The following is a 24,390-nucleotide window of genomic DNA, read 5'->3' as shown; positions in this document are numbered from 1 at the left end:
CGGGCGGCCAGTCGGCCTTGCGGTCCAAAGCGGGACCGTTCACTAATCACCGCTCATCCTGACCTTGTCGGTTGCGACGCACCGCCGCAGGCTGAACGATTGCCTTTCCTTCTTTGGAGCCCGCATGACCAAATTCACCCTACCCGGCTTCGACCTTGCCCAATTTGTCCGCGAAACCCTTGCCGAGGATCTTGGCGTTGCCCTCCCCGGCGGTGGGCGTGATGTTACCGCCGAAAGCGTGATCCCAGCCAGTGCGCGCTTTTCCGGCGTGATGGACAGCCGCGATCCCATCACTGTGGCTGGCCTGCCTGTTGCAGAGGCATTTTTCCGCCATCTCGATCCCGGCATGGAAATCACGATATTGGTGGAGGAAGGCGCGCAGGTTGCGCCTGGCACCGATCTTATGCGCCTGTCGGGCAATGCCCGCGCCATGCTGACGGCGGAACGCTGCGCGCTCAATACCGTGCAGCATCTTTCCGGCATCGCCACCATGGTGCGCGAATATGTGACCGCGATGGACAATCCTGACTGCACCCTGCTCGATACGCGCAAGACCATTCCCGGCCTGCGCCATCTGGAGAAATACGCCGTGCGCCAAGGCGGCGCGAGCAATCACCGAATGGGATTGTGGGATGCCGCCATGATCAAGGACAATCACATCCTTGTTGCCGGAAGCGTCGGTGAAGCCGTGCGCCGCGCGCGCGATGCGGGGGTTGAGCAGATCATCTGCGAAGTGGACCGGATCGACCAGATAGAGCCTGCTCTGGCGGCTGGGGCCACGCGTCTGCTGCTGGACAATATGCCGCCTGAAACACTGCGCGAAGCGGTGGCACTTGTAGCGGGCCGGGTGCCAACCGAGGCAAGCGGCGGCATCAATCTGGATACGATCAAGGCCAAGGCCGCAACGGGTGTAAATTTCGTCTCTGTCGGCCGGCTAACCCAAAGCGCACCGGCAGCAGACATAGGCCTCGACTTTACGCCGCTTTAGGCTTCTGCCATTTGCGAACCATCGATGGAGAGGACACAACCCATGCGGCCTGATTCAATACGCAAATTCGATATCTTTTATCTGGCGGCCATCGCCATCGGTCTGGCCAGTTCGCTGCTGAATTACGATGTGCAGATGGACGCCGCGGCAGTCGAATTGAGTACGGCCGGACTGCAGGATCAGGCGGGCACTGTCATGCTTGTCACATTGGGTCTGATTCTGGCCTTCAACATGCTGCTGTGGTTTCTTGCCTCCCGGATGCGGATCGGGTTTGTTAGATGGATCCTTCTGGTGGTCGTCCTGATTTCAGTGGCAACCCGATTGATGGGTATTACCCAAGGGGCAAATGTCAGCATCACGGATCTTATCAGTGTGCTGCTGAAGGCGATCTCGGTCTTTTTCCTGTTCCGCGCCGATACGTCAGAATGGTTTGCTGCGCGCAGCGAATGAAGGGGCAGGAGTGATGCGGCGCAGGTTCGCGTCCGCTCTGGCGTTGGCATTGGGGCTGGTGCCCGCAGCAGCGCAGGCGCAGGCGTATCAATGCCGTCTTCCGCAAAGCCCTGTGGCCGTGCCCGGCATCCAGCCCGATGGTCCGGTACGCCAGACACGCGTCACCGGATATACACTTGCCCTCAGCTGGAGCCCGGAATTCTGCCGCTTCCGCGATGACGAGGCGCGCCATGCCCGGCAATGTTCGGGACGCGAAGGGCGCTTTGCTTTCATCGTTCACGGCCTTTGGCCTGAGGGACCTGGCGGACGCTATCCGCAATGGTGCCCCGCGCGCGATACGCCCACCCAAAGCGAGATGCGCGGCGCACTGTGCATGTCCCCCGATACCCGGCTGGTCGCACGCCAATGGGCCAAACACGGCAGCTGCATGACAAGTGACGCGGGTGCATATCTGCGCATCACGCAAATCCTGTGGAACAGCCTGCGTTGGCCCGATTTTGACCGCGTCTCCCGCCGCACCGGCCTGACCGCTGGCGATGTGCGAGAGGTTTTCGCCGATGCCAATCCCTATTGGGACGCCGAGGATGTCGGCCTGGTGGTGAACGACCGCGGCTGGCTGCGCGAAATGCGCCTCTGTTACGGCGCGGACTTCATGCCGGTCGCCTGCGACGCACGGCGGTTCGGGCCGGATGATGATGAGGACGTGCGGATCTGGCGGGGGATGTAGCTTGCCAGCTTGACCCATCCCCCCTGCATGGCATGATCTTCATATGCTCCTGTACCTTCTCATCGCCGCAGCGCCCCTGCTGCAGGCCGAAGACCCAGCCCCAGCACCGGATTGTACTTACGATCTTGAAGCCATGCTCGCGCTTGACCGTCAGGCATTCGACCAAGACCTGGATGGTGGATGGCGACCGCTCGCCATGCGTGGCTGCGAAAGCGAGGCGGCAGAACTGATCCGCGAATGGCGGCACGAAAAACGCGATCACAATGCTATACTGTATTGGCACGAAGGCCAGATGCGCGCGATGGTTGGCGACACGGAACAGGCCATTGGGCTGTTCGGGTTGACGTATAAGTCACCGGATGACGACGCCGATTTTGGCTGGAACAACTATGTCGATGGCACAATCGCCTTTCTGCGCCAGGATCGGGAGAGGCTGGAACAGGCCATCGCAGCTCAAATGCTGGTACCCGCGCCCGAAAGCCTCATGTTCACAATGCCCGATGGCAGCACGCAAGAGATGTCATGGCCGCCAAACATAAACGTACTGCGCAATTTCGAGCGTTGCTGGGACAGGCCTTACAGTGAAGCTTACGGACGAGAAGGGTGTGATGGGCCGGCGGAGGATTAACGCCGTTCCACAAAAAACCCGCGCAGCAATTCGCCTGCTTCGCCCTCGCCGATGCCTGAATACACTTCGGGCACATGCAGGCATTGCGCTTGCGCAAACACCCTCGCGCCAAACTCAACTGCGCCGCCTTTCGGGTCACTCGCGCCGTAATACAGCCGCCCGATTCGCGCGTGGCTGATGGCGCCGGCACACATCGCGCAAGGCTCCAGCGTCACGTACAAATCGCAGCCGGTCAGGCGTTCATCGCCCAGCGCCGCAGCAGCGCGGCGAATCGCCACCACCTCGGCATGGGCGGTCGGATCATTATCCGTGCGGGTAAGATTATGTCCCTCCGCAACGATCACACCGTCCTTGACCACGACCGCACCAACGGGCACTTCTCCCGCAGCGGCAGCAACTTGCGCCAGCTCCAGCGCGCGGCGCATGGGTTCGGGAAGAGGCCAACGGGTCATTGCCACGCGCTACCTGTTTGCTTGACGAATCTCCAGCCCCCCTCTATGCGCACGCCTTTCCCAGCTACACGCTGATTCAACTTAACCGTTTCGAACGAGAGAACACGCCATGTCGCGCATCTGCGAACTTACAGGCAAGGGCCGCCAGGTCGGCAACAATGTCAGCCATGCCAACAACAAGACCAAGCGGGTGTTCCTGCCCAATTTGCAGAACGTCACGCTGCTGAGCGAAAAGCTCGACCGCAGCTTCAAGTTCCGCGTGTGCACACAGGGCCTGCGCTCTGTCGAGCACAATGGCGGTCTCGACAATTGGCTGCTGAAGACCAAGGACGAAAAGCTTTCGACGCGCGCCGTTCGGGTGAAGCGTGAGCTGAAGAAAGCTGCCAAAACTTCGGAAGCCGCAGCAGCCTAACGCTTTTTCAGCGTCAAACCGGAATTTCAAAGGCGCGCGGGGCTATTCCTCGCGCGCTTTTTCGTGCGCGCTTGGGGCAGCGCCATCCCACCCCAGCTTCACCAGCAAGGTGCGCTGGAAGGATGCAAGATTGTCGTCGGCGATGAGCCATACGGTGTATGCGCCGTCTGGTCGCTGCTCTACTGCCAGCCCTTCATAGTTCTCGCGCGGCACCAGCGATGCGAGTTCAAGCACCAGATCGACATCGAGCACTCCGCCTTCGTCAAGGCTGCGCGGATCGGCTATGCCCAGGGCGGCTGTAAAAGGCGGCCATCCCACAGCCACGCGCCGCAGCAGCACAAGTACCCGGCCATCCGGCAAAGCAGAAAGATCGGTTGGAGCGAAATCTCCCGGCAAGGCGACGGAGAAGCGCATGGCTTCTGTGTCCAACGTGGGATCACCCGGATGAAGCAGGCCTTGGCGGCTGCTTTCGGGAAGGACCAGGAAGCGTCCGTCGGGCAAGCGTTCCATGGCTTCCGCGCCGGAATTCGCGGCCCAGTCGCTCCATTCAGGCGGCTCCCGCAGCGCCAGGAAAGCACTGCTCCGCGAATAACGGATCACCGAATTGCCGTTTTCAAACGCCACCCAGTAATCGCCTGTCGCAGGATCACGGGTCGCCGCCTCGATATCGGGCACGTCCTTGCTCAGTCGCCCGCGATTCCAGACATTTCCAAAGCGCACATCGCTATCCCGCGCATCGTCAGGCGGGACAAAAGTCATGCTGCTTCCGCGGTCGGAAAAACTGCGCAATCGCCCCGCCCCTTCCAGTACGAGCAGAGCAGAAAAGCCGCCAAAGTCGATATTCGGGCTCGTCAGATGCCAAACGCCTTCGCGCGTAAAGCCGTTTGCTCCAACCAGATCGGGCAGGTCTTCAACGCTGGCGGCATACAGTGCATTCGTCCGCTGGACGGGAATGGCCGTGCGCAAGAATGTGCCCGGCGCCAGCATGATCGCCAGCGCCGCCGCCGCGGCTATCCGACGTTTGCGCGATGCCGGAAAGTTGCGAGATCTGGCCATCCAGCCGGTTACGTCGTGGGCACAGTCATGGCATCGGACCGACGAAAAGCAGCGGATCAAGGCGCGCAAGGTGCCACTTTATGCTCCAGTGCAAATGCGCACCCGTCGCACGTCCTGACGAACCGATTGCGCCCAGCGTCTGGCCTTGGACAACGCGGTCCCCTTCGCGGACATCAATGCGCGAAAGGTGAAGGAAAGCGCTGTTCAGGCCCTGCCCGTGATCAATGATCAGCAGATATCCCTCAATGCTGAAGGGCGACTGCGTGGCAAGTGTCACGATGCCCGATGCCGGGGCGACGAATGGCGTGCCCGTGGACCGCGCAATGTCGAGGCCGGAATGATAGCTGCCCGGTTCACCGCGATAAATACGCTGCGAGCCAAACCGGCCGGAAATTCGCCCCGTGACCGGCCAGATGAAATTGTCCTGCCAGCCGGTTGCCGGTGAATTGGCTGTGCGCGCATCCCAGATGGCGTCCAGTTCCGGCGCGCGGCGCGCGGCAAAGGCGGCACTGCTGCCGCTGGGCCGCAAAGCGACATCGACGCGCTCAAGCTCCCAATCTCGCGGGGAAACTGCAATCGGGCTGCGCACGGTGCGTCCGTCGCGAAGGGTCGCGGTGAGTTCTGTGGTCGCCCCTGCATCACGGTCGAAGGCGGCGAAGAAGCGCCCGTCGCTATCCAGTTCGACAGCTTGATCGCCAAGCCGCGCGGAAACGGTGCCACCAGGTGCCTGCCCGCGAATCCAGCCGCCTTGGGTTAATTCACCATCGTAGAGGAAGGTTGCAATGCCAGTAGGCGTGGGTGCCGGGGCGGGTGTGGATGGGGATGGGGATGTGGCAATAGGTTGCACCACGGCAGCAGTCCCCGACGATGCGTTACCGGACACATTGGCCGCCGTGTTAGTAGGCGTATTGGCAGGTGGCACAACTGTGCAGCCTGCCAGCATTGCAGCCATTCCCGCCATGACGGCGCAACGTATCGCAATCATTGTTCTTGGAGCACACGCTGGGTCGAAAGTTCTGCACTGGCATAGGGCTCTTGCAGGTCCACGCTCCAATAGCGCAGCTCTTCCAGAGGCACGGGCACGCCGCTCGCTGCGCAGATCACGAAGTGACCCGGCTTTATCACGCGAAAGCCGTTTGGGCCGTAAAGCAGCGTGGCTGCGTTTTCTGAGGAGTTCATCAACATAGGCTCTATCTAGGATGTACAGGCGGTCAAAGCAATTTCGGTTGCCCGCTTTCCGGCGGCGTTTCGGCCTTTTTGCGGCGTTTGGGAGGCGCGCCTGCCGGAATGGCGGTGATCGCACCATCGGCAAATTTGATCCCCAGCGAAGGCTGCCTGCCTGCCGTCACCGCACTTGTCACCGCCTTGCCCTGGGGGTCCAGCACCATGGCATAGCCGCGCGAGAGCGGCTTTTCGGGATGCAATTGCTCCGCCAGCCGCCACAGTGCATCAAGCCGTTTGCGCTGCTCTGCGATGGGCCGGGCAATAAGTGCCGGGTCCAGCCGCGCCGCGCCGAGGCGCTGCTTCGCGTCGCGCAAACTGCCGCGCAGGATGGCGGGGGAAAGCCGCAAATCGGCAAGCCGTTCACGCCCCTTGGCTGCGCGGTCCACCAGGCCTTGCCGCAAACGTCCACCCAGATCGTCCAGCCGCTGCGTATGCGGCTGCAACAGCTGTTCTGCGCTCGGCAAGCGGCCGACGCGCGCCTCCAGCCGTTCGCGCCCCAGATCGACGGGCCGCATCACCACCTTGCGCTGGCGCACGGCGAAATCATCCAGCGTGGCGGCAAGCTCCCGCCGCACCGGCACGGCCATTTCCGCCGCAGCCGTGGGGGTCGGCGCGCGCTTGTCAGCGGCAAAATCGCACAGGGTCGTGTCCGTCTCATGCCCCACGGCGCTGATCACCGGAATGGGCGATTCGGCCACGGCGCGCACCACAGCCTCCTCGTTGAAGGCCCACAGATCTTCAATAGAGCCGCCGCCGCGCGCCACGATCAGCAAATCTGGCCGCGGAACTTCCCCGCCAGCCTCCAGCGCGCCAAACCCGCGCACAGCCGCCGCCACCTGCTCCGCTGCGCCCTGCCCCTGCACCAACACCGGCCACACGATGACATGGGTGGGAAAGCGGTCTTCCAGCCTGTGCAGGATATCGCGAATGACTGCGCCAGTGGGCGATGTCACCACGCCGATTACCTTCGGGGCGAACGGCAGACGGCGAATATTGCCGAACAATCCCTCCGCCTCGAAGCGCTTGCGGTTCTTTTCCAGCAGAGCGAGCAGCGCGCCTTCGCCCGCGATTTCCATCTGTTCGACCACGATCTGGTATTTGGAGCGGCCGGGATAGGTCGTCAGCTTGCCGCTCGCGACCACTTCCAGCCCGTCCTCAGGCTGGAACGCCAGCCGCCCCGCCTGCCCGCGCCACATCACCGCATCGAGCACGCTCTTTTCATCCTTAAGGCTCATATACAGATGGCCGGAAGCCGCGCGTTTCACGCCCGAAAGCTCCCCCCGCAGGCGCACAAAGCCGAACCGGTCTTCCACCGTGCGCTTGAGAGCCAGCGAAACTTCGGTAATGGAGAGCGGAGCGGAATTGTCGCCATCGCGGCTGGACGCTACCAATCCGCTGTTGCTGTCGCCGGCATTGGCATCATCGAATGGAGAATTGTTGGCCATGAATATCCTGGTACTGGGGTCGGGCGGCCGCGAACATGCCCTGTGCTGGAAGCTGGCGCAATCGAACGCGATCAAAAGCGAGAGCGGAACGCTGTATGTATCCCCCGGCAATCCCGGAATGGAAGATGTGGCGCAGATCGTGTCGGTCGATGCGGCAAAGCACGGCGAAGTCACCGCCTTCTGCAAGAAAAACGACATCGGCCTGGTGGTAATCGGGCCGGAAGCCCCGCTGGTGGACGGGCTGGCAGACACATTGCGCGATGCCGGCCTTGCCGTGTTCGGCCCCTCGGCGCAGGCGGCGCAACTGGAAGGCAGCAAGGCCTTTACCAAGGCGCTGTGCGACCGCGCAGGCATCCCCACCGCCGCATATGTGCGCTGCACCACGCTGGCAGAGGCAATGTCGGCGCTCGCCACTTTCGCACCTCCCTTTGTGCTCAAGGCAGACGGTCTGGCAGGCGGCAAGGGCGTGGTGATCGCCGACAATGAAGACCACGCTCGGGAGGCATTGGAAGACATGTTCGGCGGCGCATTTGGCGATGCTGGCGCTGAAGTTGTGATTGAGGAATTCATGGTCGGCGAGGAGGCTAGCCTGTTCGCGCTGACAGACGGCACACATGTCATCCCCTTCGGCACGGCGCAGGATCACAAACGGGTGGGTGAAGGCGATACCGGCCCCAACACCGGCGGCATGGGCGCCTACAGCCCCGCCCGAGTGCTGAACGATGAACTGCTGGCCGAAGCGATGGAGCGAATTGTCTTACCCACCGTCCGCCAGATGAAGGACGAAGGCATGCCCTATTGCGGCGTGCTTTATGCGGGCCTGATGCTGACGAACGAAGGCCCCAAGCTGGTCGAATACAATGCCCGCTTCGGCGATCCGGAATGCCAGGTTCTGATGATGCGGCTGGAAAGCGATCTGGCGGATTATATGCTCGCCTGCGCCAATGGCACGCTTGGCGAACAGGCGGCGCCGCGCTGGGACAACCAGACCGCACTGACTGTTGTGATGGCCGCCAGGGGCTATCCCGGAACGCCCGAAAAAGGCGGAGCGATTGATCTTTCCGCCGTTGCGCAAGGCGACAACACAAAAGTATTCCACGCAGGCACGAAATTGCAGGCCGACGGAACGCTTGCTGCAAATGGCGGGCGCGTGCTGAACGTCACGGCTTTGGGCGTGGACACAAGGGCAGCGCGCGATGCGGCCTATGTGGCAGTCGATGCGGTGGACTTCGCAAGCGGTTTCTGCCGCCGCGATATCGGCCACAAGGAAATCGAACGGGAGACCGGGCGGGATACCGGGCGGGGTTGAGATCAGCCCGGCCCGATACACTCTTCCAGCAGCCAATCGCGTGCCGCGAAATTGGCCTGCCCGTAACTGTGTTCACTATCGGGAATCAGCGGCCCGTCGGCCACTTGCCCCGTGCGATCCGCTGCATTGGCAACCGTTATCACGAGCATGGCGCCATCCGCCAACGGATAGGTCGAATTGGCGGTAGAATATCCTCCGCTCGGCTGGCCGAATGTCCGCACACCATCGCGGCCAATCAGGGCTAGCGCCACCATTTCACCGGAACTGGAGGTGCGCCCGCTCAAAACAACAGCAAGCGGCTTGTCTGCATTGCGTAGCGTAAATGCAGCGGCGATTGCCATGTCCGCCTCTTGCACGGTCGCGATACCGTCAGCCGTGCGCGCCCATGGCAAATCGCGCCCGCGCTCAATGAAAAACCCGAAGGGTGCCTCGCCCAGCAGCGGGTCCAACCCCGCCAGCATCGGCCACATATTGCCGCCTTCATTGCCGCGCAGATCCACGATCCAGCCGCAACTCGCATCCTCATCGAGCTGGATAAGGCCATCGGTCAGCGCTGCCGTATATCGCGCAGCCAGTTCATTGCCGCCACGGTTCATATTGAGTGCTGGCAAAGCGACATAGCCGATACCGCCGTTGACGGCGCGCCATATCGGCACGGGCTGCGGAGCGGGTTCTGTCGGTCCAGCTTCGTCGGCGCTTTCGACGCTCTCGCTGGAATTCTGGCCGGGGGAATATACCCTGTCGGCAGCGACCATATCGGGGGTAGCAAGATAGCTATGCCGTTCACCGAGCCCTTCGATCACATGGCGAATAGCGGCATGCGCAGCGGGAATATTGCGGCCCCCTGCGTAAAAGACCTCTGCCGCTTCAGCCCGCAGCACGTCCCAATCTGCATCGTCAGAGCGGTAATGGTTATACTGCAACATCAACAGGGCTTCGAGGAGATAGTCCTGTGGCGGAGGCTGTTCGGTGTCCTGCGCAGACGCCGATACCGGCGCGCATAGCAGAGCGAGGGCAATGAAGTATCTGACCATGGATCTAGTGTGCAATTTGAAGCTGAACCTTGGATGTAAAAAGCCGCAGAGTAGCATTTCGCGATCAAGCGCGGCTTTCCTACTCTCTGGATTTGCGCCCAGTCATGGCAGTGATGCCCAACGTTGAAACCAGCCAGAGCCAACAATTCAGACGCAAAGTGTCACCCGCCGCGTGTGGCTGGCAACGCTTTGTAAAAGCTACGGAAACACGCCAAAATCAGAGGGTGACACGGTGTAGCCTTTGTCACCCTCTCTTCAGGTCAGCCCAGCTTTTCAGCCATCAGGGCTTTCATATCGACTTCGGGGCGCGGGCCGTAATGGCTGATTACTTCGGCTGCTGCCACCGCGCCGCGCTTCAGGCACTGCGCCAAGGGTTCACCCTTCGCGTGGCCGGACAGGAAGCCGGCAGCGAATTGGTCGCCTGCGCCGGTTGTGTCCACAACCTTGGCGATGGGTTCGGCAGCGACTTCGGCGCGCTCTCCATGGGCGATGGCAACGGCGCCCTTTTCGCTGCGGGTTGCGACCAGCACCGGCACTTTGCCTGCAACCGCCGCGATGCCGGCTTCGAAATCGTCTTCGCCGGTCAGCGTGGCCAGTTCGCTTTCGTTGACGAACAATATGTCGATCACGCCGTCTTCGATCATGGCGCGGAAATCATCACCATGGCGATCAATCACAAAGCTTTCGCTGGCGGTGAAGGCGATCTTGCGGCCAGCCTTGCGGGCCACTTCGATGGCACGGCGCATGGCTTTGCGCGGCTCTTCCGGATCCCACAGATAGCCTTCGAGATACAGGATTGCGCCGCTGGCGATCAGTTCTTCATCAAGCGCAGTGGCGGGCAGATACTGCCCTGCGCCAAGGAAGGTGTTCATCGTGCGCTCCCCATCGGGGGTGACAAAGATCAGGCAGCGGCCCGTCGGGGGCTCGCCCGTCAGCGGAGCAGTATCGAAATCAATGCCGGTGGCGCGCATATCATGCGTGAACACCTCGCCCAGCTGATCATCGCACACCTGGCCAACAAAAGCGCATTGCAGGCCCAGCAACGAAGCACCCGCCAACGTATTCGCTGCCGATCCGCCAGAAACCTCGCGCGCCTGACCCATCGCAGCATAAAGCGACGTAGCGCCATCTGCATCGATCAGCGTCATGCCGCCGCGGTTGAGGCCAAGCTCGTCGATCAATTCATCTTTGCAAGAAGCGATCACGTCAACCACGGCATTGCCGATGGCGATTACGTCGTAACGGGGGGTAGTCATGCAGTCTCCTGAGCGATTTTCGGCGTGTTTCGCCGCGTCGGCGTTGACTTGGCGGAAGGGCCGCGCAATCGCAAGCGCCGATGGCATCGCTCACATCCTCATTGGCCCCCTCTCTGGCACTGGGTTTCGGACAATTGTTCGACGGGGCCGTGCTGCGCATCTTGCTCAAAAGCATCGCAGTTACGCTGGTCGCCTTCATAATTGTCGCGGCGGCGGGCTGGTATCTGCTGGACTGGCTGCTCGCTCGCGGGGGCTTGGAAGACGGCATGTTTGAAGGCGCGGGCGCGATTCGCGAACTTCTGTCGCTGATGCTGGCGCTGCTTGGCCTGTGGCTGGTGTGGCGCGTGGTGGCGATGGGCGTCGTGCAGTTTTTTGCCGATGATGTGGTGGCCGCAGTCGAGCGGCGGCATTATCCGGGAGAGGCGAGCGTGGCGCGGGAGCTGAGCTTTGGCGAACAAGCGGGCAATGCCGCGCGCGCCGCCGGACGTAACTTGCTGGCGAACATGATTGCCGCGCCTATCGCGCTGATCCTGTTGTTCACCGGAGTGGGTACGTTTGCGGTGTTCTGGCTGGTGAATGCCCTGCTGGTGGGCCGCGAGTTGCAGGATATGGTGTGGCTGCGGCACCGGCAGAACAAGGCCGCTTTATCGCCTGTCGGGCCGGGCGAACGGTTTATGCTGGGCGGGCTGATTGCCGCCATGCTTGCGGTGCCGTTTGTCAATTTTCTCGCCCCCGTGCTTGGCGCGGCCAGTGCGACACATCTCGTTCATCGTTCCAACCGCAAAATGATTGCCGCCTGATATATGCGCCTGATACCCATCCTCCTCACTGCCACGCTGCTGTCCGCCTGTGTCTCGACACCGCAGAGACAGCAGGCGCCGCCACCACCGCCACGGCCCGATGCCACAACGCAGGTGCCACCCACGCGGCCGTCAGGACCGCCCCCCGGTTCGGTTGGCGGCATGCCCGCACCCCAGATCATGGAAGGTCCCGGTCTTGGCGGCATTATCCGGGAGGAAGCGGGCACTTTGCAGCGCCGCTTTGGCCAGCCCCGGCTTGATGTGGTGGAAGGCGATATGCGCAAACTGCAATTCGCGGGGGAGGCCTGTGTGCTCGATGTTTTCCTATATCCGCTCGCTCAGGGGGCCGTTCCGGTTGCAACCTGGGTAGAAGCGCGCCGCGCATCGGATGGGGCGGCGGTGGACCGCCTGGCCTGCATCCAGGCGCTGTCCCGCTCACAATAGAAACGCGGGGGTAGCCTGGTAACGCGAATTTAAGCCTGTTCGGGCAAACGGGATGCAAACGAAGGGATCATTATTACCCATGAGCATGCATTTCGCCGATATCGCACGTGACGCCGCTACCGATGGTGGCATTTGTCCCGATGAAATTCTGGCCATGCGCCATGCCGGCTGGGCCGATGGCAAAATGACCCGCGCCGAAGCGCAGGCGATCTTCGCGGCCGAGCATGCGACGGAAAATCCAACCGCGCAATGGAGCGACTTTTTCGTAGAAGCGATCCAGCAGCACGTGCTCGAAGGCAGCGAACCGCGCGGTTACGCCAGCGAGGAAGAAGCCCGCTGGTTGGTGAGCCAGGTGAAGGCCGATGGCCGCGTCTGTTCCATGACAGAGTTGGAATTGCTCACCCGCATTATCGAAAAGGCGAAGAATGTCCCCGAAGTGCTCAAGGACTATGTTCTTGAAGTGATTGAGGCCGAAGTGCTGACTGGCACCGGCCCCACCCGCGATGGCGGCGGGTTGTCGGATACGCATGTTACAGCAGCTGAGTGCAAATTGCTGCGCCGCGTCGTTTTTGGCCAGGCAAGTGATCGCCCTGCCGCCGTCAGCCGCCGCGAAGCCGAAATGCTGTTCCGCATCAAAGACGCGTCCGGCCAGGCCGCCAATGCACCTGAATTCAAGCGCCTGTTCGTACAGGCTGTCGGCAATTACCTGATGGGTTTTGCAAACGGCGCAGGCCAAATCAGCCGCGAACGCCAGATGGAGCTGGATGCTTTCATCGCCGACAACAAGGCCAGCGTTGGTCGCTTTATGGGCGAAATGGCCATAGCCGCACCCAACGCCTTTGGTATGGTTTTCGGCAAGCGTGACAAGAGCGATGACCGTGAAGGCCAGGTCGCTGCCGACGCAGCTGTAACCCGCCCGGAGCAGGAATGGCTCGACACGCAGATTGAACTGGGCGGCAAAGTCGACGCCTATGATCAGGCGCTGCTGGAATTTATTGCTGAGGAAACAGGCAGAGCCTGATCGCGATCCTCAGACCATAAAACTTTCACCGCAACCACAGGCGCCCTTGGCGTTGGGGTTTTCAAAAGTAAAGCCGGCGGTGAAATCGTCTTCCACCCAATCCATCGTGCTGCCGATCAGGTAAAGCACGCTCGCGCCGTCGATGTAGAACACCCCGCCGGGTGTCTCGATCTTCTCGTCGAAAGCGACTTCCTCGGAGACATAATCGACCGAATAGGCGAGGCCCGAACAGCCGCGCCGCGGTGTCGACAGCTTGACGCCAATCGCGTCAGCCGGCGCCTTCGCCATCAGATCTGCCACGCGCTGCTCGGCGGCAGGGGTGAGATTGACGGCAGCTTTCGGAGCGGGACGGGTTTTTGTCATTTCGGTCATCACAGCATCCCCAGTTCGAGCCGCGCTTCGTCGCTCATCTTGGATGGATCCCACGGCGGGTCCCATGTGATGACAACTTCGGCATCGCGCACGCCCGGCAGGCCCATCACGCGCATTTCGATCTCCTGCGGCATGGTTTCGGCGACCGGGCAATTCGGTGTGGTCAGCGTCATGGTGACGACGACATCGACATCGTCTGCCACTTCGACATTGTAGATCAGGCCGAGGTCATAAATATTCACCGGAATTTCCGGATCATAGATCTCTTTCAGCGCATCAATCACGGTCTGGTGCAATTCGCCGCCCGGATCGCCGGTGGGCACGTTCTCGGGCTTCTTTGCCAGAAAACCGTCGAGATAATCGCGCTTGCGCTCCAGCTTCGCGCCTGCCGTTTCCTCATCGGGCAAGGGCGCGTCGGAAACCCGTGCACGCGGCGGCTTTTTCATCGTGTCGCCTTCATCTTTGGTCGCGGTCTGTTCAGTCATCAGCCGAAAATCCTTTTTGTGCGTTCAATTCCGCGCATCAGCGCGGCAACGTCTTCTTCATCCGAATAAATGCCGAAACTGGCGCGGGCGGTTGCCGGAATACCCAGCTTCGCCATCAATGGCTGCGCGCAGTGATGTCCTGCGCGGATCGCCACGTTCTCTTCATCCAATATGGTGCCCAAATCGTGCGGGTGAATACCATCGATGAGAAAACTGACGATGCCCGCGCTGTCAGCGGGGCCATACAGCGTAACATCATTCATCGCGCCCAGCGCTTCGCGGGTCTGGGCCACCAGGCGGCTTTCGTGCGCGTGGATCGCCTCCAGCCCGATGGCTGCGGTGTAATCACACGCCGCGCCAAAGCCGATCGCCTCGACAATGGCAGGCGTTCCCGCCTCGAAACGCTGCGGCGCGGGAGCATAGGTGGTGCGGTGAAAACCGACCTGGTCGATCATTGCCCCGCCGCCTTGCCATGGCGGCATGGCGCCAAGCAATTCCGCCCGGCCCCACAGCGCGCCGATACCCGTTGGGCCGTACAACTTATGCGCCGAGAAGGCGTAGAAATCGCAATCGAGCGCGGCCACATCGACCGGCAGACGAGGTACGGCCTGACACCCGTCGAGCAGCAGTTTCGCGCCGACAGAGTGCGCCAGATCAGCTGCCCGTTTGCCATCGAGCGTGCTGCCCAAGACATTGGAAACATGCGCGAAGCTGACCATCGTGTGCTCACGCGTCAGCATGGCTTCAGCGGCATCGAGATCGATCTGGCCATCGGAGGTCAGCGGACAGACATCCACCTGCCACCCGGCCAATTGCCATGGCACGATATTGGAATGATGCTCCAGCTCCGACAGCAGCACGCGGCCCTTATCGGGATAGGCATAGGCGACCAGATTGATCGCCTCGGTTGCGCCGCGGGTGAAGACCAGCTCGGCCTCCGCCCCGCCGATGAAGGCAGCAACCTTGCGCCGCGCGTCTTCGAACGCGCGCGTCATGTTGGCGGAGCGCGCGTAAACGCCGCGGTGGACCGTCGCAAAATCCCTGCCGACCGCATTCGTCAGCGCATCAATCACCTTCTGCGGCTTTTGCGCAGTCGCCGCACTGTCAAGATAGTGCCACGGCGCGCCGTCAGATGTCACCAAGCCGGGGAAATCAGCACGGTCGGCCAACGGGCGGGAGAGAGTTTCACTTACGGACATAGACGTGCCACCCATTCGTCAGGGTTTCTGCTGCGATAGCATTTCTGGCGCAGACCAAGTTCAGTAACCCGCCACTGCCTATCCTCGCCTTGCAGCAAGACTGCGCGCCATTCCTGTGCGGCGACCGAATCGTCCAGCAGCGGTTCGACCATCACGATCATTTCCAGCCGTGAGGGATCACTTGCCAACGGCGCAAAGCGCAAATCGAGCGTCGGCCGGCCTTCCATCGATTCAGGATGCCCCCCAACCAGCGCCTCTGCGGCGGCAAGCGGCGAAGCATAGGTCTGGCGCGCTGGAGCCTGTTCGAGATACAGCGAGTCTTCGCTGCCTAGGCTCGTCGTGGAGCAGGCACCCAAAGCAAGAGCGAATGCGGGAGCGACTACGCGAAAGGCGGATTTCACAGTGTATCCTCCAGGAAAGCCAGCGTTTCTTCCAGCATCCGGTCGCGGGCCTGATCGTCTTCAACAGCCACAAAGGCATCGCCGATGAACGCCTGCACCAGCAGCTTTTTCGCCACATGGGGCGCTATGCCCCGGCTGGCCATGTAATAGCGCGCCATTTCATCCAGCTGGCCAATCGCCGCACCATGCGCGCACAGCACATCGTCTGCGAAAATCTCCAGCTCCGGCTTGGTGTTGGCGCTCGCGCCCTTTTCCAGCAGGATCGCGCGGAAATTCTGCGCTGCATTGGTCTTCTGCGCATCGCGCGCAACTTCGATGCGGCCAAGGAAATTGCCGGTCGAGTGGCCCCACTGGACGGCACGAACCACCTGATTGCTCGTGGCATTCGGATGGGCATGAATCGTGCGCGTCACAAATTCCTGCACCTTGTCGTCGCCGCCAAGGGTCACGCCGCCAAATTCAAAATGCGCGCCTTCTTCCAGCGTGACTTCGATTTCTACGCGCTGGTACTTGCCGCCCGCGATAGTGACAAAGGCTTCAAAACGGCCGCCTGCGCCGACATGCACGCGCAAACGGTCGACCATTCCGGGAGTTGTCTCGCCAGAGGAATGGATCTGCACCTCACGCCGCGTTTCGCCCGCTGGCACGTCCAGCGTGCGCCAGTGGTTGATCGCGTCGGGATTGGCTGCCGCGAGGTAATCGCGGTCAGCATAGCGCCAGTCTTCGTCGCGTGTGGTGGGAAGGGTTGCAACTTCACTCATGCGGCCATCACCTCGTCATAGCCCTCTGCCTCAAGTTGCTTCGCGAGATCGGCACTGCCGGTCTTCACGATGGCACCATCTGACAGGATATGGACGAAATCGGGCTGCACATAGTCGAGCAGGCGCTGGTAATGGGTGATCAGCAGCACGCCCTTTGCAGGGTCGCGCATGATGGCGTTGATGCCGTCGCCGACAATACGCAGCGCATCAATGTCGAGGCCGCTGTCGGTCTCGTCCAGAATGGCGAAGGCCGGATCGAGAATGCCCATCTGGACCATCTCGTTGCGCTTCTTCTCGCCGCCGGAGAAGCCGACGTTTACATGCCGCTTCAGCATTTCCATGTCGAGCTTCAGCAGCGCGGCCTTTTCGCGCGCCAGCTTCAGGAAATCACCACCTGACAAAGGCTCTTCACCGCGTGCCTTGCGCTGCGAATTCAGCGCCTCGCGCAGGAACTGCACGTTGGAAACGCCGGGAATTTCAACCGGATACTGGAAACCAAGGAACATGCCCGCAGCGGCGCGCTCATGCGGCTCCATTTCAAGCAGGTCCTGCCCGTTGAACGTCACCGATCCGCCGGTCACTTCGTAACCCGGACGGCCACCCAGAACGTAGGCGAGCGTCGATTTGCCCGCGCCATTGGGACCCATGATCGCGTGGATTTCGCCCGCATTCACTTCAAGGCTGAGGCCCTTCAGGATCGGCTTTGCCCCATCTGCAACGGTAATTTCGGCGGAGAGGTTTTCAATCTTCAGCATTTCAGTCTTTCTTCGTGTCAAACGAGATGGCGACTTTCGCGTTGCCATCAATAAATCCGATATCGCCGCGGTAATGCGGACTGGCGGCTTGTTCGTAATAATCGACCGAGGATTCCGCTCCGCCGGCCATGAGAATGTCTTGCGGCATTTCGCCTTCGAACCACCAGACGTCCGCCTCTGACCAATGCGTCAGTTTGCCGGACATGCCATGATCCTGCGCCATCTTCACCAGTTTGAGGATGGCCTCGCTCACCGTTCGTCATCACCCTTGCGCTGGGCGAAATGGTCACGCCGCGCATCTGCCCGATCGGAAATGCGCAGGCGCATACCGGCGGTTATGCGGACGAGCACCTCGTCCATGTTTTCGAGTATATCGGCGGCCTTCAAATGCATGACCCGCACACCGACCGATTCCAGGCTCTTGTCCCGGCGGCGGTTGAGGGCTTCGTTGTCGCCCTCCTCGTCGATCACGATGGCCATGCCGAGGTTGTGGCAATTGAAATCGACAATCGCGCTGCCGACTACGGCGAAGCGTTTGAAGGTGTACTTGCCCAGATCAGCCTTGGCGAAACGCGCCGCGAGCGCCTTGTGCGCGTCCGACGCATGACGCTTCATATCGCGCGCCTGATCGTGCAGCACATCGAGCCGCTTGTCGGAAATTTTCCAGCCACGGCCCTTCTTCTCGAGCTCGGGCGCTTCGGCATCGGTCGTGTCGCGGATTTGGAGGGTTTTTCGTTCAACCATCACCCCACACTCCCCTCAAGCGAGATCGCAAGCAGCTTCTGCGCCTCTACGGCGAATTCCATCGGCAGTTCTTTCAGCACCTGCTTGGCAAAACCGTTGACGATCAGCGCCACGGCCTCTTCCTCGCCCAGCCCGCGTTGCATCGCGTAGAACAGCTGGTCGTCGGAGATTTTGCTCGTGGTTGCCTCGTGCTCGATCTGCGCGGTCGGGTTCTTCACCTCGATATAGGGCACGGTATGTGCGCCGCATGTGTCGCCCAGCAGCAGGCTGTCGCACTGGGTGAAATTGCGCACATTATCCGCATTCGCGCCCACGCGGACAAGGCCGCGATAGGTGTTGTTGCTTTTGCCCGCCGAAATCCCCTTAGAGATGATGGTGGAGCGTGAACCCTTGCCATTGTGGATCATTTTTGTGCCGGTATCGGCCTGCTGGTGATTGTTGGTGACGGCGACGGAGTAGAACTCGCCCACGCTGTCCTCGCCGTTGAGCACGCAGGAGGGATATTTCCACGTCACCGCGCTGCCGGTTTCCACCTGCGTCCAGCTGATCTTGGAACGATCACCCTGGCACAGCCCCCGCTTGGTCACGAAATTGTAGATCCCGCCCACGCCTTCTGCATTGCCGGGATACCAGTTCTGCACGGTGGAATATTTGATCTCCGCATCTTCCATTGCAACCAGTTCCACCACAGCGGCGTGGAGCTGGTTTTCGTCGCGCATGGGCGCGGTGCAACCTTCGAGATAGGACACGTAGGACCCCTTCTCGGCAATGATCAGCGTGCGTTCGAACTGGCCGGTGTTTTCGGCATTGATGCGGAAATAGGTGGAAAGCTCCATCGGGCAGCGCACGCCTTCGGGGATGTACACAAAGGTGCCGTCCGAAAAGACCGCGCAGTTGAGGGTGGCGAAGTAATTGTCGCGCTGCGGCACGACCTTGCCGAGCCACTTTTTCACCAGCTCAGGATATTCGCGGATCGCCTCTGAAATGCTGCGGAAGATGACGCCTGCGCTTTCCAGTTCCTTGCGGAATGTGGTGGCGACGCTGACACTGTCGAACACGGCATCCACGGCAACCTTGCGCGCGCCTTCGACGCCAGCGAGGACTTCCTGCTCGGCAATGGGAATGCCCAGCTTTTCATAGATGCGCAGGATTTCCGGATCGACCTCGTCCAGACTGCCAATCTTGGGCTTGGCCTTGGGTTCGGCGTAATAATAGGCGTCCTGATAATCGATCTTGGGATAACCGACCTTGGCCCAATCCGGCTCTTCCATGGTCTGCCACAGGCGGAATGCCTTCAGCCGCCATTCGAGCATCCACTCGGGCTCATTCTTCTTGCCCGAAATAAACCGCACCGTGTCTTCGGTGAGGCCCTTTTCGGCAAATTCCTGTTCGATGTCAGATGACCAGCCATGCTCGTAATCTGCGGCTTTCGCAGCGGCATCGCGCGCGTCCTGATCCATCTCGTCACGGGATTGGAGCTGTGTTTCTTCAGTCATGCGGGTTCGTGTTCCTGAGCTACTTGGCGAGCAAGTTGAGGTAGCGTGATGTCGGCAAGCGCGCCGCGCAATGCAGTGTTGATCAGCGGCCAATGCGGTTTGACGGCGCAGGTCTGCTCCACCGCGCAATCGCTGCTGGTAATGCAGGATGTGATCGCAATCGGGCCTTCGACCGCCTCCACGATATCCGCGACATTGATCGCAGCGGCAGGGCGCGCAAGCTGCAAACCGCCGCCGGCACCGCGCGTGGAGCGCAGCAAGCCAGCCGCCGTCAACTTGCTGACAACTTTCTGCACCGTCGGAACCGGTAGGCCGGTTTCCGCCGCCAGTTCAGCCGCACTGGTGCGCCCGCCGCCACAATGGCGCGCGGCAGCCGTCATCGTGACGACAGCGTAATCAGCTAAGTTTGACAGGCGCATTGTGCGGGCGGCTTTCTAATCGGACCAATTTGTTCGTATTATTCACCTATGCTGAAAAACGGCAGAATCAAGCCATTTCCCCTTGTTGCGAGTCGTTAGCGTTTGTTTGTTTAAGTCCCATCCGCGACTTCGTCCTCCCGGCTGTTCCCTCCGCTACGCTGCGGGGCCGGTCCGGGCGGGCGGTCGTGAGAACGACCGTTTTGCGCGTTCTCCTGATATTGCGCGGGTATCAGGCGCGACCAGCAACCGACAAAGGCCGACTGGCCGCCCGCAGCGGGGTAAGCTTGCTGACCGTCTAGCGTGGACGATCCGGCGGATGCCGGATCGCAAACTAAGAAGCCCGGAATTCCAGCAACCGGTTGAAGTTCTTCATTTGTAGCAGCGTTTTCAGGATCGGCTGGCCATCGCCCCCCAGCCGAGAAGGCGTGTAACCGCAATAACGGCGAATCTCGCGCACCATATGCGGCTGATCGTAGAATGCATCGGCAACCGCGGCTTCTTCATGACCCGTCAGGCGTTCTTTCGATAGCAGCGCAGCAGCGCGCACAGCACGATATTTGCGGGCCAGCGCCGCTGGTGGGAAGCCAAAATACTGCTCCACCAAGCGCTCCGCCTGTCGCCGGGAGTAATTGAGTGTGTCAAACAACAGGCTGAGGTCCGGATTCATCGACCCGCTCAACCAGATAATCGTTCGCTCGATCAATTTTTCATGCGCAGGCGGCACCTTGGCCAGTCGCGGCATGATCCAGTCTGCCATTGCGAAACTGGCATCGCGCCCGGAAATCTCTCCATTGCGATACCGCGCGCTCAAATCCTTTCCGAATAAAGCAGCATCATCGCCCAGCAATTCTGCGGCAGGACAGAACTGATCGACATGCTCACTCGCCGGAGTGCCGGTTAGTGCTGCCCAGCCGAGCGGCGATAGCGACATGCCGACAGCATGCCACGGACCATCCATTGTAAAGGGTGCGGCAGTAGAGAAGCCGCTCATCAAATTAAGCCGGGATACCAAATGCTCCGTCCGCTCCCCGAAATTGATGGTTCCGGTGCCGCGCGGAAACATCACGAACTGGCCCAAGGCGCCCGGCTGCAGATCCTCGATCCGCGGTACATCGGTCGCGAAGTGAAACAGCACCAGGATGTGGCGCGCAAGTTCCGGAGGGGGATCGAAGTATTCTAGCGAAAAAGGGGGCGGCATGAATCACCAGATGCGACCCGTGAATCACGCCGCCCCACTTGTCGCACTGTTGATCGGGGGGCGACCAAACCCGAGCGACCCGTACCAATTAGCATAACCGCGTTTAGCGTATGCGCATTGTATCTCAGCGACATTGTCGTATTTCTACAAGTCATAGCCGGTGGTTCAAGACAATTCGGCAGCAATCCACACATCTACCTGCTCTTCGAGAATATCGAGGGGGACCGGGCCGTTGATCAGTACGACCTCGTGGAATTCCCGAATGTCGAAGCGCTCGCCCAGCGCATCCCGCGCCCGCTCGCGCAATTCCATGATCTTCAGCTTTCCGATCATATACGCCGTCGCTTGGCCCGGATAGACGATGTAACGCTCTATCGCCTTGCGGATATCACCATCAGGGTTGGGTGTATTTTGGGTAAGATAGGCAATCGCCTCCTCCCGGCTCCAACGCTTGTGGTGCAGGCCTGTATCTACCACCAGCCGCGCCGCACGCCACAATTCCATGCCCAGCCGCCCGAAATCGGAATAAGGGTCGGTATAGAAACCCATGTCCTTGCCCAACTCCTCCGAATACAGGCCCCAGCCCTCGGTATAGGCAGTAAAGCCACCAAACCGGCGGAACGGTGGCAGGTCGCCAAGGCCTGTCTGGATGGAGCGCTGCATATGATGCCCCGGCGATGCTTCGTGATAGGCCAGCGCTTCCAGTTCATTCCGGCTCATGTCACGCAGATTGTACAGATTCACATAATAGGTGCCGGGGCGAGAACCATCAGGCGCCGGGCTTTGGTAAAAAGCCTTTCCTGCGCTTTGTTCGCGGAAGGCCTCCACAGGTTTTATCTGCAATTCGTATTCCGGCAGAGTGATGAAATAATCCGGCAAACGTTCGTCCATGGCGGCAAGCACCGTGTCCACTTCGGCCAGATAGTCCTCACGGCTCGTATGGTAGAACTGGTCTGCATTGCGGGTATGCTGGAAGAAATCCTGCAAGCTTCCTTCAAAGCCGACCTGCTCCATAATGCCGCGCATTTCACCGTGGATGCGGGACACTTCGCGCAGGCCGATATTGTGGACCTCGTCCGCCGTAAGATCGGTAGTGGTGTAATAGGACAGCAGCGCATCGTAATATTCCGCGCCCTGCGGGAAACGCCAGATACCATCGTCTGTCGGGGCCCTCGCTTGCTGACGGAGCATTTCGGTGCGGAGGCGCTGATAGGCAGGGATCGCATGCTGCTGCCATCCGAGCTCCGCCCCGGCTATCAGATTGCCGCGCTCATCATCTGTGATGCCGAGCGCATCCACTTCGCTGCGGAAATCCTCCAGAACGGCATTGTCCATTCCGGCGGCAAGCAGGTTTTCAATGTCGCTGAGAACGTAGGGGTAAACCCAGTCAGGCGGCATGATGCCGTTATTTGCGCGCTCGGCAGAGCGCGCGATCAGCGTGTCCATCAGCGGACCGATACCCTCGATCCGGCTGACATAATCTTCTGCATCCGAAACACCGGTCACGGTGTGGGTGTTGATGAGGAACGCCGGAATGTTGCTTTGCTCACCATTCATCTGGTCGAAGATGTAGCCATATTCGCGGTACGGATCGAGCAATGCAGAGCGTGCCGCCGTGGCCTCGAACAGGCGGTAGGATAGTGCATCCTGACCATCGAAATCAGCAAGATCGTAACCCGCGCGCATCTGTGCCAGATAACCGAGCCGCAAGTCTTGGCGCGCATCATCAGCCTGGGCCGAAACATCATTCCACTGACCGTAATCTTCATCGCGGATCCCGCGATAGGCCTTGGTTTCCGGTGACATTTCAAGGCTGGCTGCGTCGTATTCCTCGAAGAAATCCGCAAGGTCGGATGATACGGCAAGCTCTGCACTCGCGGGCGCTGCGTTTTCAATCGGCATGCTGGCACAGGACGCGAGCGAGAGGGCGCTGGTGGCCAACAACAGGATTGCACGTGCGGGAATATTCATGGGGCCGGGATCCTTTGTGTGATTGCGCAAGACCTAAGCCAAACCCGCTTGCGAAGGAAGACCACCCGCGGCCGCAGCCAAAAAAGAGGGCGGCGATCAACAGATCACCGCCCTTTTAAAGTGGAGAACTCGCCACGCCTTGCGTTTCGAGCCCTTCGGGTCGCACGATTGTTGTAGGCGATTCGTGCCGCGCTTGATTGTAGAAAGGCGACACGCAACGCCTAGGAGCAGAATTTAGCCGGGTTTGTATGCTTTTCGTTGCGCGACAACCGGCCAAACTGCCAAGGGGATGAGCATGTTTTATGATCTGCTCCGCCCGGCCATTTTCAAGCTTGACCCCGAACGCGCGCATCGCCTGTCCATTGCGGCGCTGAAAGCAGGCCCCAAAGGCAAGCCGGTACCGCCCGGCGGTCCGCTGACGGTGACACTGGCGGGGCTGACTTTCCCCAATCCGCTGGGCATGGCGGCCGGGTACGACAAGGATGCGGAGGTTCCCGATTCCCTGCTCGGATGGGGCTTCGGCCATGTCGAAGTCGGCTCGCTGACGCCGGAGCCGCAAGCGGGGAATCCGAAGCCGCGCCTGTTCCGGCTGGTAGAGGACCAGGCAGTTATCAATCGCATGGGCTTCAACAATCGCGGTCTTGATTCTGCCTTTCTGCGGCTGGTGAAACGCGATGATGAAGGCCTGTCCACGCGGCCGGGCATCGTCGGCGTGAATGTCGGCGCAAACAAGGATGCTGTGGACCGGATTGAAGATTATCTTCGCGGTGTCAGTGCCATGTCCGGCGTGGCCGATTACATCACCATCAACATCAGCTCCCCCAACACACCCGGCCTGCGCAACCTGCAAAGCAAGGGCGAGCTCGAGAATTTGCTCGAAGCCTATCGGGCGCGCCGCACTGAAGGCGATCCGCCGGTGTTCCTCAAGGTCGCACCGGATCTGGAGAACGGCGATCACGAGCGGATTGTGCGCGCGGCACTGGACAATGGCATCGCTGCCCTCATCGTTGCAAACACCACCATCTCGCGGCCTTCTCTGGCATCAGCAGATGCAGGAGAAGCCGGCGGATTGTCTGGCGCACCCCTGCGCCCGCTCGCACTTGATCAATTGCGCAAATTCCGCGCGGTTGCGGGTAATGATCTGCCACTGATCGGCGTGGGCGGCATTGCCACGGCTGAACACGCGTGGGAGCGGATCAGGGCGGGGGCCACATTGGTGCAGCTTTACAGCGCCATGATTTACCGCGGACCAAGTGTAGCACGGGAAATAACCGCCGGTCTGGAACAGTTGATGAAGCGCGATGGCTTCACATCCATTGCCGATGCGATCGGAAGCGAATAAC

At 60.7% G+C, this 24,390-nt stretch carries 29 protein-coding genes; 10 read left to right on the top strand and 19 right to left on the bottom strand.

The window, feature by feature from the left end; genetic code table 11:
- The first annotated feature begins 124 nt into the window (after positions 1–124).
- Genes nadC through AB731_RS02435 form a run of 4 tightly spaced genes read left to right on the top strand, consistent with a single transcriptional unit; the run spans position 125 to position 2,793 of the window.
- The gene (nadC, locus tag AB731_RS02450) at positions 125–988 is read left to right on the top strand and encodes a carboxylating nicotinate-nucleotide diphosphorylase (protein WP_047092556.1); all 864 of its coding nucleotides are present in this window, start codon (positions 125–127) and stop codon (positions 986–988) included.
- 42 nt (positions 989–1,030) lie between these two features.
- Positions 1,031–1,438, top strand: a complete 408-nt coding sequence (locus AB731_RS02445; RefSeq protein WP_047092557.1) for a hypothetical protein — start codon at positions 1,031–1,033, stop codon at positions 1,436–1,438.
- A gap of 13 nt (positions 1,439–1,451) precedes the next feature.
- Entirely contained in the window at positions 1,452–2,165 is a 714-nt protein-coding gene (locus tag AB731_RS02440; protein WP_047093134.1) for a ribonuclease T2 family protein, read from the top strand.
- Between the two features lie 43 nt (positions 2,166–2,208).
- A complete protein-coding gene (locus tag AB731_RS02435) occupies positions 2,209–2,793 on the top strand; it encodes a hypothetical protein (RefSeq protein ID WP_047092558.1) in 585 nt (194 codons plus the stop codon).
- Here the strand turns inward: AB731_RS02435 and AB731_RS02430 are convergent.
- Positions 2,790–3,245 carry a nucleoside deaminase gene (locus AB731_RS02430; protein ID WP_047092559.1) on the bottom strand — a complete coding sequence of 152 codons (456 nt, stop codon included), beginning with the start codon at positions 3,243–3,245 and terminating at the stop codon, positions 2,790–2,792. The genes AB731_RS02435 and AB731_RS02430 overlap by 4 nt on opposite strands.
- 109 nt (positions 3,246–3,354) lie before the next feature.
- Between AB731_RS02430 and rpmB the strand changes: the two genes are divergently transcribed.
- A complete protein-coding gene (rpmB, locus tag AB731_RS02425; RefSeq protein WP_047092560.1) occupies positions 3,355–3,657 on the top strand; it encodes a 50S ribosomal protein L28 in 303 nt (100 codons plus the stop codon).
- A 42-nt stretch (positions 3,658–3,699) separates the two neighbouring features.
- On the opposite strand, the gene AB731_RS02420 is transcribed toward rpmB, so the two are convergent.
- Genes AB731_RS02420 through xseA form a run of 4 tightly spaced genes read right to left on the bottom strand, consistent with a single transcriptional unit; the run spans position 3,700 to position 7,382 of the window.
- Complete coding sequence (locus AB731_RS02420; RefSeq protein ID WP_052768895.1) at positions 3,700–4,713, bottom strand: esterase-like activity of phytase family protein; 1,014 nt, start codon at positions 4,711–4,713, stop codon at positions 3,700–3,702.
- 25 nt (positions 4,714–4,738) lie between these two features.
- Positions 4,739–5,674: a M23 family metallopeptidase gene (locus tag AB731_RS02415; protein ID WP_231638809.1), complete on the bottom strand. Its 936-nt coding sequence runs from the start codon at positions 5,672–5,674 to the stop codon at positions 4,739–4,741.
- A 20-nt stretch (positions 5,675–5,694) separates the two neighbouring features.
- On the bottom strand, positions 5,695–5,898 hold the full coding sequence (locus tag AB731_RS02410) for a DUF2093 domain-containing protein (RefSeq protein WP_047092561.1): 204 nt from the start codon (positions 5,896–5,898) through the stop codon (positions 5,695–5,697).
- Positions 5,899–5,924: 26 nt separating this feature from the next.
- Positions 5,925–7,382, bottom strand: a complete 1,458-nt coding sequence (xseA, locus tag AB731_RS02405; protein ID WP_047092562.1) for an exodeoxyribonuclease VII large subunit — start codon at positions 7,380–7,382, stop codon at positions 5,925–5,927.
- Here xseA and purD point away from each other — a divergent pair.
- The gene (purD, locus tag AB731_RS02400) at positions 7,381–8,691 is read left to right on the top strand and encodes a phosphoribosylamine--glycine ligase (RefSeq protein WP_047092563.1); all 1,311 of its coding nucleotides are present in this window, start codon (positions 7,381–7,383) and stop codon (positions 8,689–8,691) included. The genes xseA and purD overlap by 2 nt on opposite strands.
- A gap of 2 nt (positions 8,692–8,693) precedes the next feature.
- On the opposite strand, the gene AB731_RS13525 is transcribed toward purD, so the two are convergent.
- Together AB731_RS13525 and AB731_RS02390 are read right to left on the bottom strand one after the other, a co-directional pair.
- Positions 8,694–9,725: a S41 family peptidase gene (locus tag AB731_RS13525; RefSeq protein WP_052768896.1), complete on the bottom strand. Its 1,032-nt coding sequence runs from the start codon at positions 9,723–9,725 to the stop codon at positions 8,694–8,696.
- 260 nt (positions 9,726–9,985) lie between these two features.
- Positions 9,986–10,981 carry an adenosine kinase gene (locus tag AB731_RS02390; protein WP_047092564.1) on the bottom strand — a complete coding sequence of 332 codons (996 nt, stop codon included), beginning with the start codon at positions 10,979–10,981 and terminating at the stop codon, positions 9,986–9,988.
- An 80-nt stretch (positions 10,982–11,061) separates the two neighbouring features.
- Here AB731_RS02390 and AB731_RS02385 point away from each other — a divergent pair, with 80 nt between their 5' ends.
- From AB731_RS02385 to AB731_RS02375, 3 genes are all read left to right on the top strand, one after another.
- Positions 11,062–11,781, top strand: coding sequence for an EI24 domain-containing protein (locus AB731_RS02385; protein ID WP_047092565.1), 720 nt, complete (start codon positions 11,062–11,064; stop codon positions 11,779–11,781).
- 162 nt (positions 11,782–11,943) lie between these two features.
- A complete protein-coding gene (locus AB731_RS14185; protein ID WP_231638808.1) occupies positions 11,944–12,225 on the top strand; it encodes a hypothetical protein in 282 nt (93 codons plus the stop codon).
- A 79-nt stretch (positions 12,226–12,304) separates the two neighbouring features.
- Positions 12,305–13,246, top strand: a complete 942-nt coding sequence (locus tag AB731_RS02375) for a hypothetical protein (protein ID WP_047092567.1) — start codon at positions 12,305–12,307, stop codon at positions 13,244–13,246.
- A gap of 9 nt (positions 13,247–13,255) precedes the next feature.
- On the opposite strand, the gene AB731_RS02370 is transcribed toward AB731_RS02375, so the two are convergent.
- From AB731_RS02370 to AB731_RS02315, 12 genes are all read right to left on the bottom strand, one after another.
- The gene (locus tag AB731_RS02370; RefSeq protein WP_047092568.1) at positions 13,256–13,618 is read right to left on the bottom strand and encodes a HesB/IscA family protein; all 363 of its coding nucleotides are present in this window, start codon (positions 13,616–13,618) and stop codon (positions 13,256–13,258) included.
- Positions 13,618–14,103 carry an SUF system Fe-S cluster assembly protein gene (locus AB731_RS02365; protein WP_047092569.1) on the bottom strand — a complete coding sequence of 162 codons (486 nt, stop codon included), beginning with the start codon at positions 14,101–14,103 and terminating at the stop codon, positions 13,618–13,620. The genes AB731_RS02370 and AB731_RS02365 overlap by 1 nt, the downstream gene beginning before the upstream one ends.
- Complete coding sequence (locus tag AB731_RS02360) at positions 14,103–15,302, bottom strand: aminotransferase class V-fold PLP-dependent enzyme (protein WP_047092570.1); 1,200 nt, start codon at positions 15,300–15,302, stop codon at positions 14,103–14,105. Before AB731_RS02360 ends, AB731_RS02365 begins: the two co-directional genes overlap by 1 nt.
- On the bottom strand, positions 15,293–15,703 hold the full coding sequence (locus AB731_RS02355) for a hypothetical protein (protein ID WP_047092571.1): 411 nt from the start codon (positions 15,701–15,703) through the stop codon (positions 15,293–15,295). Before AB731_RS02355 ends, AB731_RS02360 begins: the two co-directional genes overlap by 10 nt.
- Complete coding sequence (locus AB731_RS02350; protein WP_047092572.1) at positions 15,700–16,464, bottom strand: SufD family Fe-S cluster assembly protein; 765 nt, start codon at positions 16,462–16,464, stop codon at positions 15,700–15,702. Before AB731_RS02350 ends, AB731_RS02355 begins: the two co-directional genes overlap by 4 nt.
- On the bottom strand, positions 16,461–17,219 hold the full coding sequence (gene sufC / locus AB731_RS02345; RefSeq protein ID WP_047092573.1) for a Fe-S cluster assembly ATPase SufC: 759 nt from the start codon (positions 17,217–17,219) through the stop codon (positions 16,461–16,463). Before sufC ends, AB731_RS02350 begins: the two co-directional genes overlap by 4 nt.
- 1 nt (position 17,220) lies before the next feature.
- A complete protein-coding gene (locus AB731_RS02340) occupies positions 17,221–17,472 on the bottom strand; it encodes a hypothetical protein (RefSeq protein ID WP_047092574.1) in 252 nt (83 codons plus the stop codon).
- On the bottom strand, positions 17,469–17,963 hold the full coding sequence (locus AB731_RS02335) for a DUF559 domain-containing protein (protein WP_047092575.1): 495 nt from the start codon (positions 17,961–17,963) through the stop codon (positions 17,469–17,471). The genes AB731_RS02340 and AB731_RS02335 overlap by 4 nt, the downstream gene beginning before the upstream one ends.
- Positions 17,963–19,459, bottom strand: coding sequence for a Fe-S cluster assembly protein SufB (gene sufB / locus AB731_RS02330; protein ID WP_047092576.1), 1,497 nt, complete (start codon positions 19,457–19,459; stop codon positions 17,963–17,965). The genes AB731_RS02335 and sufB overlap by 1 nt, the downstream gene beginning before the upstream one ends.
- The gene (locus tag AB731_RS02325) at positions 19,456–19,878 is read right to left on the bottom strand and encodes an SUF system Fe-S cluster assembly regulator (RefSeq protein WP_047092577.1); all 423 of its coding nucleotides are present in this window, start codon (positions 19,876–19,878) and stop codon (positions 19,456–19,458) included. The genes sufB and AB731_RS02325 overlap by 4 nt, the downstream gene beginning before the upstream one ends.
- Before the next feature lie 331 nt (positions 19,879–20,209).
- A complete protein-coding gene (locus tag AB731_RS02320; RefSeq protein WP_197076209.1) occupies positions 20,210–21,013 on the bottom strand; it encodes a helix-turn-helix domain-containing protein in 804 nt (267 codons plus the stop codon).
- A gap of 228 nt (positions 21,014–21,241) precedes the next feature.
- Positions 21,242–23,047: a DUF885 domain-containing protein gene (locus tag AB731_RS02315; RefSeq protein ID WP_047092579.1), complete on the bottom strand. Its 1,806-nt coding sequence runs from the start codon at positions 23,045–23,047 to the stop codon at positions 21,242–21,244.
- A gap of 295 nt (positions 23,048–23,342) precedes the next feature.
- On the opposite strand from AB731_RS02315, the gene AB731_RS02310 reads away from it, so the two are divergent.
- Positions 23,343–24,389, top strand: a complete 1,047-nt coding sequence (locus AB731_RS02310; RefSeq protein WP_047093138.1) for a quinone-dependent dihydroorotate dehydrogenase — start codon at positions 23,343–23,345, stop codon at positions 24,387–24,389.
- Position 24,390 lies beyond the last annotated feature (1 nt).

The sequence above is a fragment of the Aurantiacibacter marinus genome (assembly GCF_001021555.1).
Taxonomy (GTDB): Bacteria; Pseudomonadota; Alphaproteobacteria; order Sphingomonadales; family Sphingomonadaceae; genus Alteraurantiacibacter; species Alteraurantiacibacter marinus.
Note: the sequence above shows the minus strand (reverse complement) of the source record. Positions and strands in the feature narration are given on the sequence as shown.

Coding starts and splice junctions, on each gene's coding strand:
- nadC (WP_047092556.1), top strand. CDS start 125: ATGACCAAATTCACCCTACCCGGCTTCGACCTTGCCCAATTTGTCCGC.
- AB731_RS02445 (WP_047092557.1), top strand. CDS start 1,031: ATGCGGCCTGATTCAATACGCAAATTCGATATCTTTTATCTGGCGGCC.
- AB731_RS02440 (WP_047093134.1), top strand. CDS start 1,452: ATGCGGCGCAGGTTCGCGTCCGCTCTGGCGTTGGCATTGGGGCTGGTG.
- AB731_RS02435 (WP_047092558.1), top strand. CDS start 2,209: ATGCTCCTGTACCTTCTCATCGCCGCAGCGCCCCTGCTGCAGGCCGAA.
- AB731_RS02430 (WP_047092559.1), bottom strand. CDS start 3,245: ATGACCCGTTGGCCTCTTCCCGAACCCATGCGCCGCGCGCTGGAGCTG.
- rpmB (WP_047092560.1), top strand. CDS start 3,355: ATGTCGCGCATCTGCGAACTTACAGGCAAGGGCCGCCAGGTCGGCAAC.
- AB731_RS02420 (WP_052768895.1), bottom strand. CDS start 4,713: ATGGCCAGATCTCGCAACTTTCCGGCATCGCGCAAACGTCGGATAGCC.
- AB731_RS02415 (WP_231638809.1), bottom strand. CDS start 5,674: ATGGCGGGAATGGCTGCAATGCTGGCAGGCTGCACAGTTGTGCCACCT.
- AB731_RS02410 (WP_047092561.1), bottom strand. CDS start 5,898: ATGTTGATGAACTCCTCAGAAAACGCAGCCACGCTGCTTTACGGCCCA.
- purD (WP_047092563.1), top strand. CDS start 7,381: ATGAATATCCTGGTACTGGGGTCGGGCGGCCGCGAACATGCCCTGTGC.
- xseA (WP_047092562.1), bottom strand. CDS start 7,382: ATGGCCAACAATTCTCCATTCGATGATGCCAATGCCGGCGACAGCAAC.
- AB731_RS13525 (WP_052768896.1), bottom strand. CDS start 9,725: ATGGTCAGATACTTCATTGCCCTCGCTCTGCTATGCGCGCCGGTATCG.
- AB731_RS02390 (WP_047092564.1), bottom strand. CDS start 10,981: ATGACTACCCCCCGTTACGACGTAATCGCCATCGGCAATGCCGTGGTT.
- AB731_RS02385 (WP_047092565.1), top strand. CDS start 11,062: ATGGCATCGCTCACATCCTCATTGGCCCCCTCTCTGGCACTGGGTTTC.
- AB731_RS14185 (WP_231638808.1), top strand. CDS start 11,944: ATGCCCGCACCCCAGATCATGGAAGGTCCCGGTCTTGGCGGCATTATC.
- AB731_RS02375 (WP_047092567.1), top strand. CDS start 12,305: ATGAGCATGCATTTCGCCGATATCGCACGTGACGCCGCTACCGATGGT.
- AB731_RS02370 (WP_047092568.1), bottom strand. CDS start 13,618: ATGACCGAAATGACAAAAACCCGTCCCGCTCCGAAAGCTGCCGTCAAT.
- AB731_RS02365 (WP_047092569.1), bottom strand. CDS start 14,103: ATGACTGAACAGACCGCGACCAAAGATGAAGGCGACACGATGAAAAAG.
- AB731_RS02360 (WP_047092570.1), bottom strand. CDS start 15,302: ATGTCCGTAAGTGAAACTCTCTCCCGCCCGTTGGCCGACCGTGCTGAT.
- AB731_RS02350 (WP_047092572.1), bottom strand. CDS start 16,464: ATGAGTGAAGTTGCAACCCTTCCCACCACACGCGACGAAGACTGGCGC.
- sufC (WP_047092573.1), bottom strand. CDS start 17,219: ATGCTGAAGATTGAAAACCTCTCCGCCGAAATTACCGTTGCAGATGGG.
- AB731_RS02335 (WP_047092575.1), bottom strand. CDS start 17,963: ATGGTTGAACGAAAAACCCTCCAAATCCGCGACACGACCGATGCCGAA.
- sufB (WP_047092576.1), bottom strand. CDS start 19,459: ATGACTGAAGAAACACAGCTCCAATCCCGTGACGAGATGGATCAGGAC.
- AB731_RS02325 (WP_047092577.1), bottom strand. CDS start 19,878: ATGCGCCTGTCAAACTTAGCTGATTACGCTGTCGTCACGATGACGGCT.
- AB731_RS02315 (WP_047092579.1), bottom strand. CDS start 23,047: ATGAATATTCCCGCACGTGCAATCCTGTTGTTGGCCACCAGCGCCCTC.
- AB731_RS02310 (WP_047093138.1), top strand. CDS start 23,343: ATGTTTTATGATCTGCTCCGCCCGGCCATTTTCAAGCTTGACCCCGAA.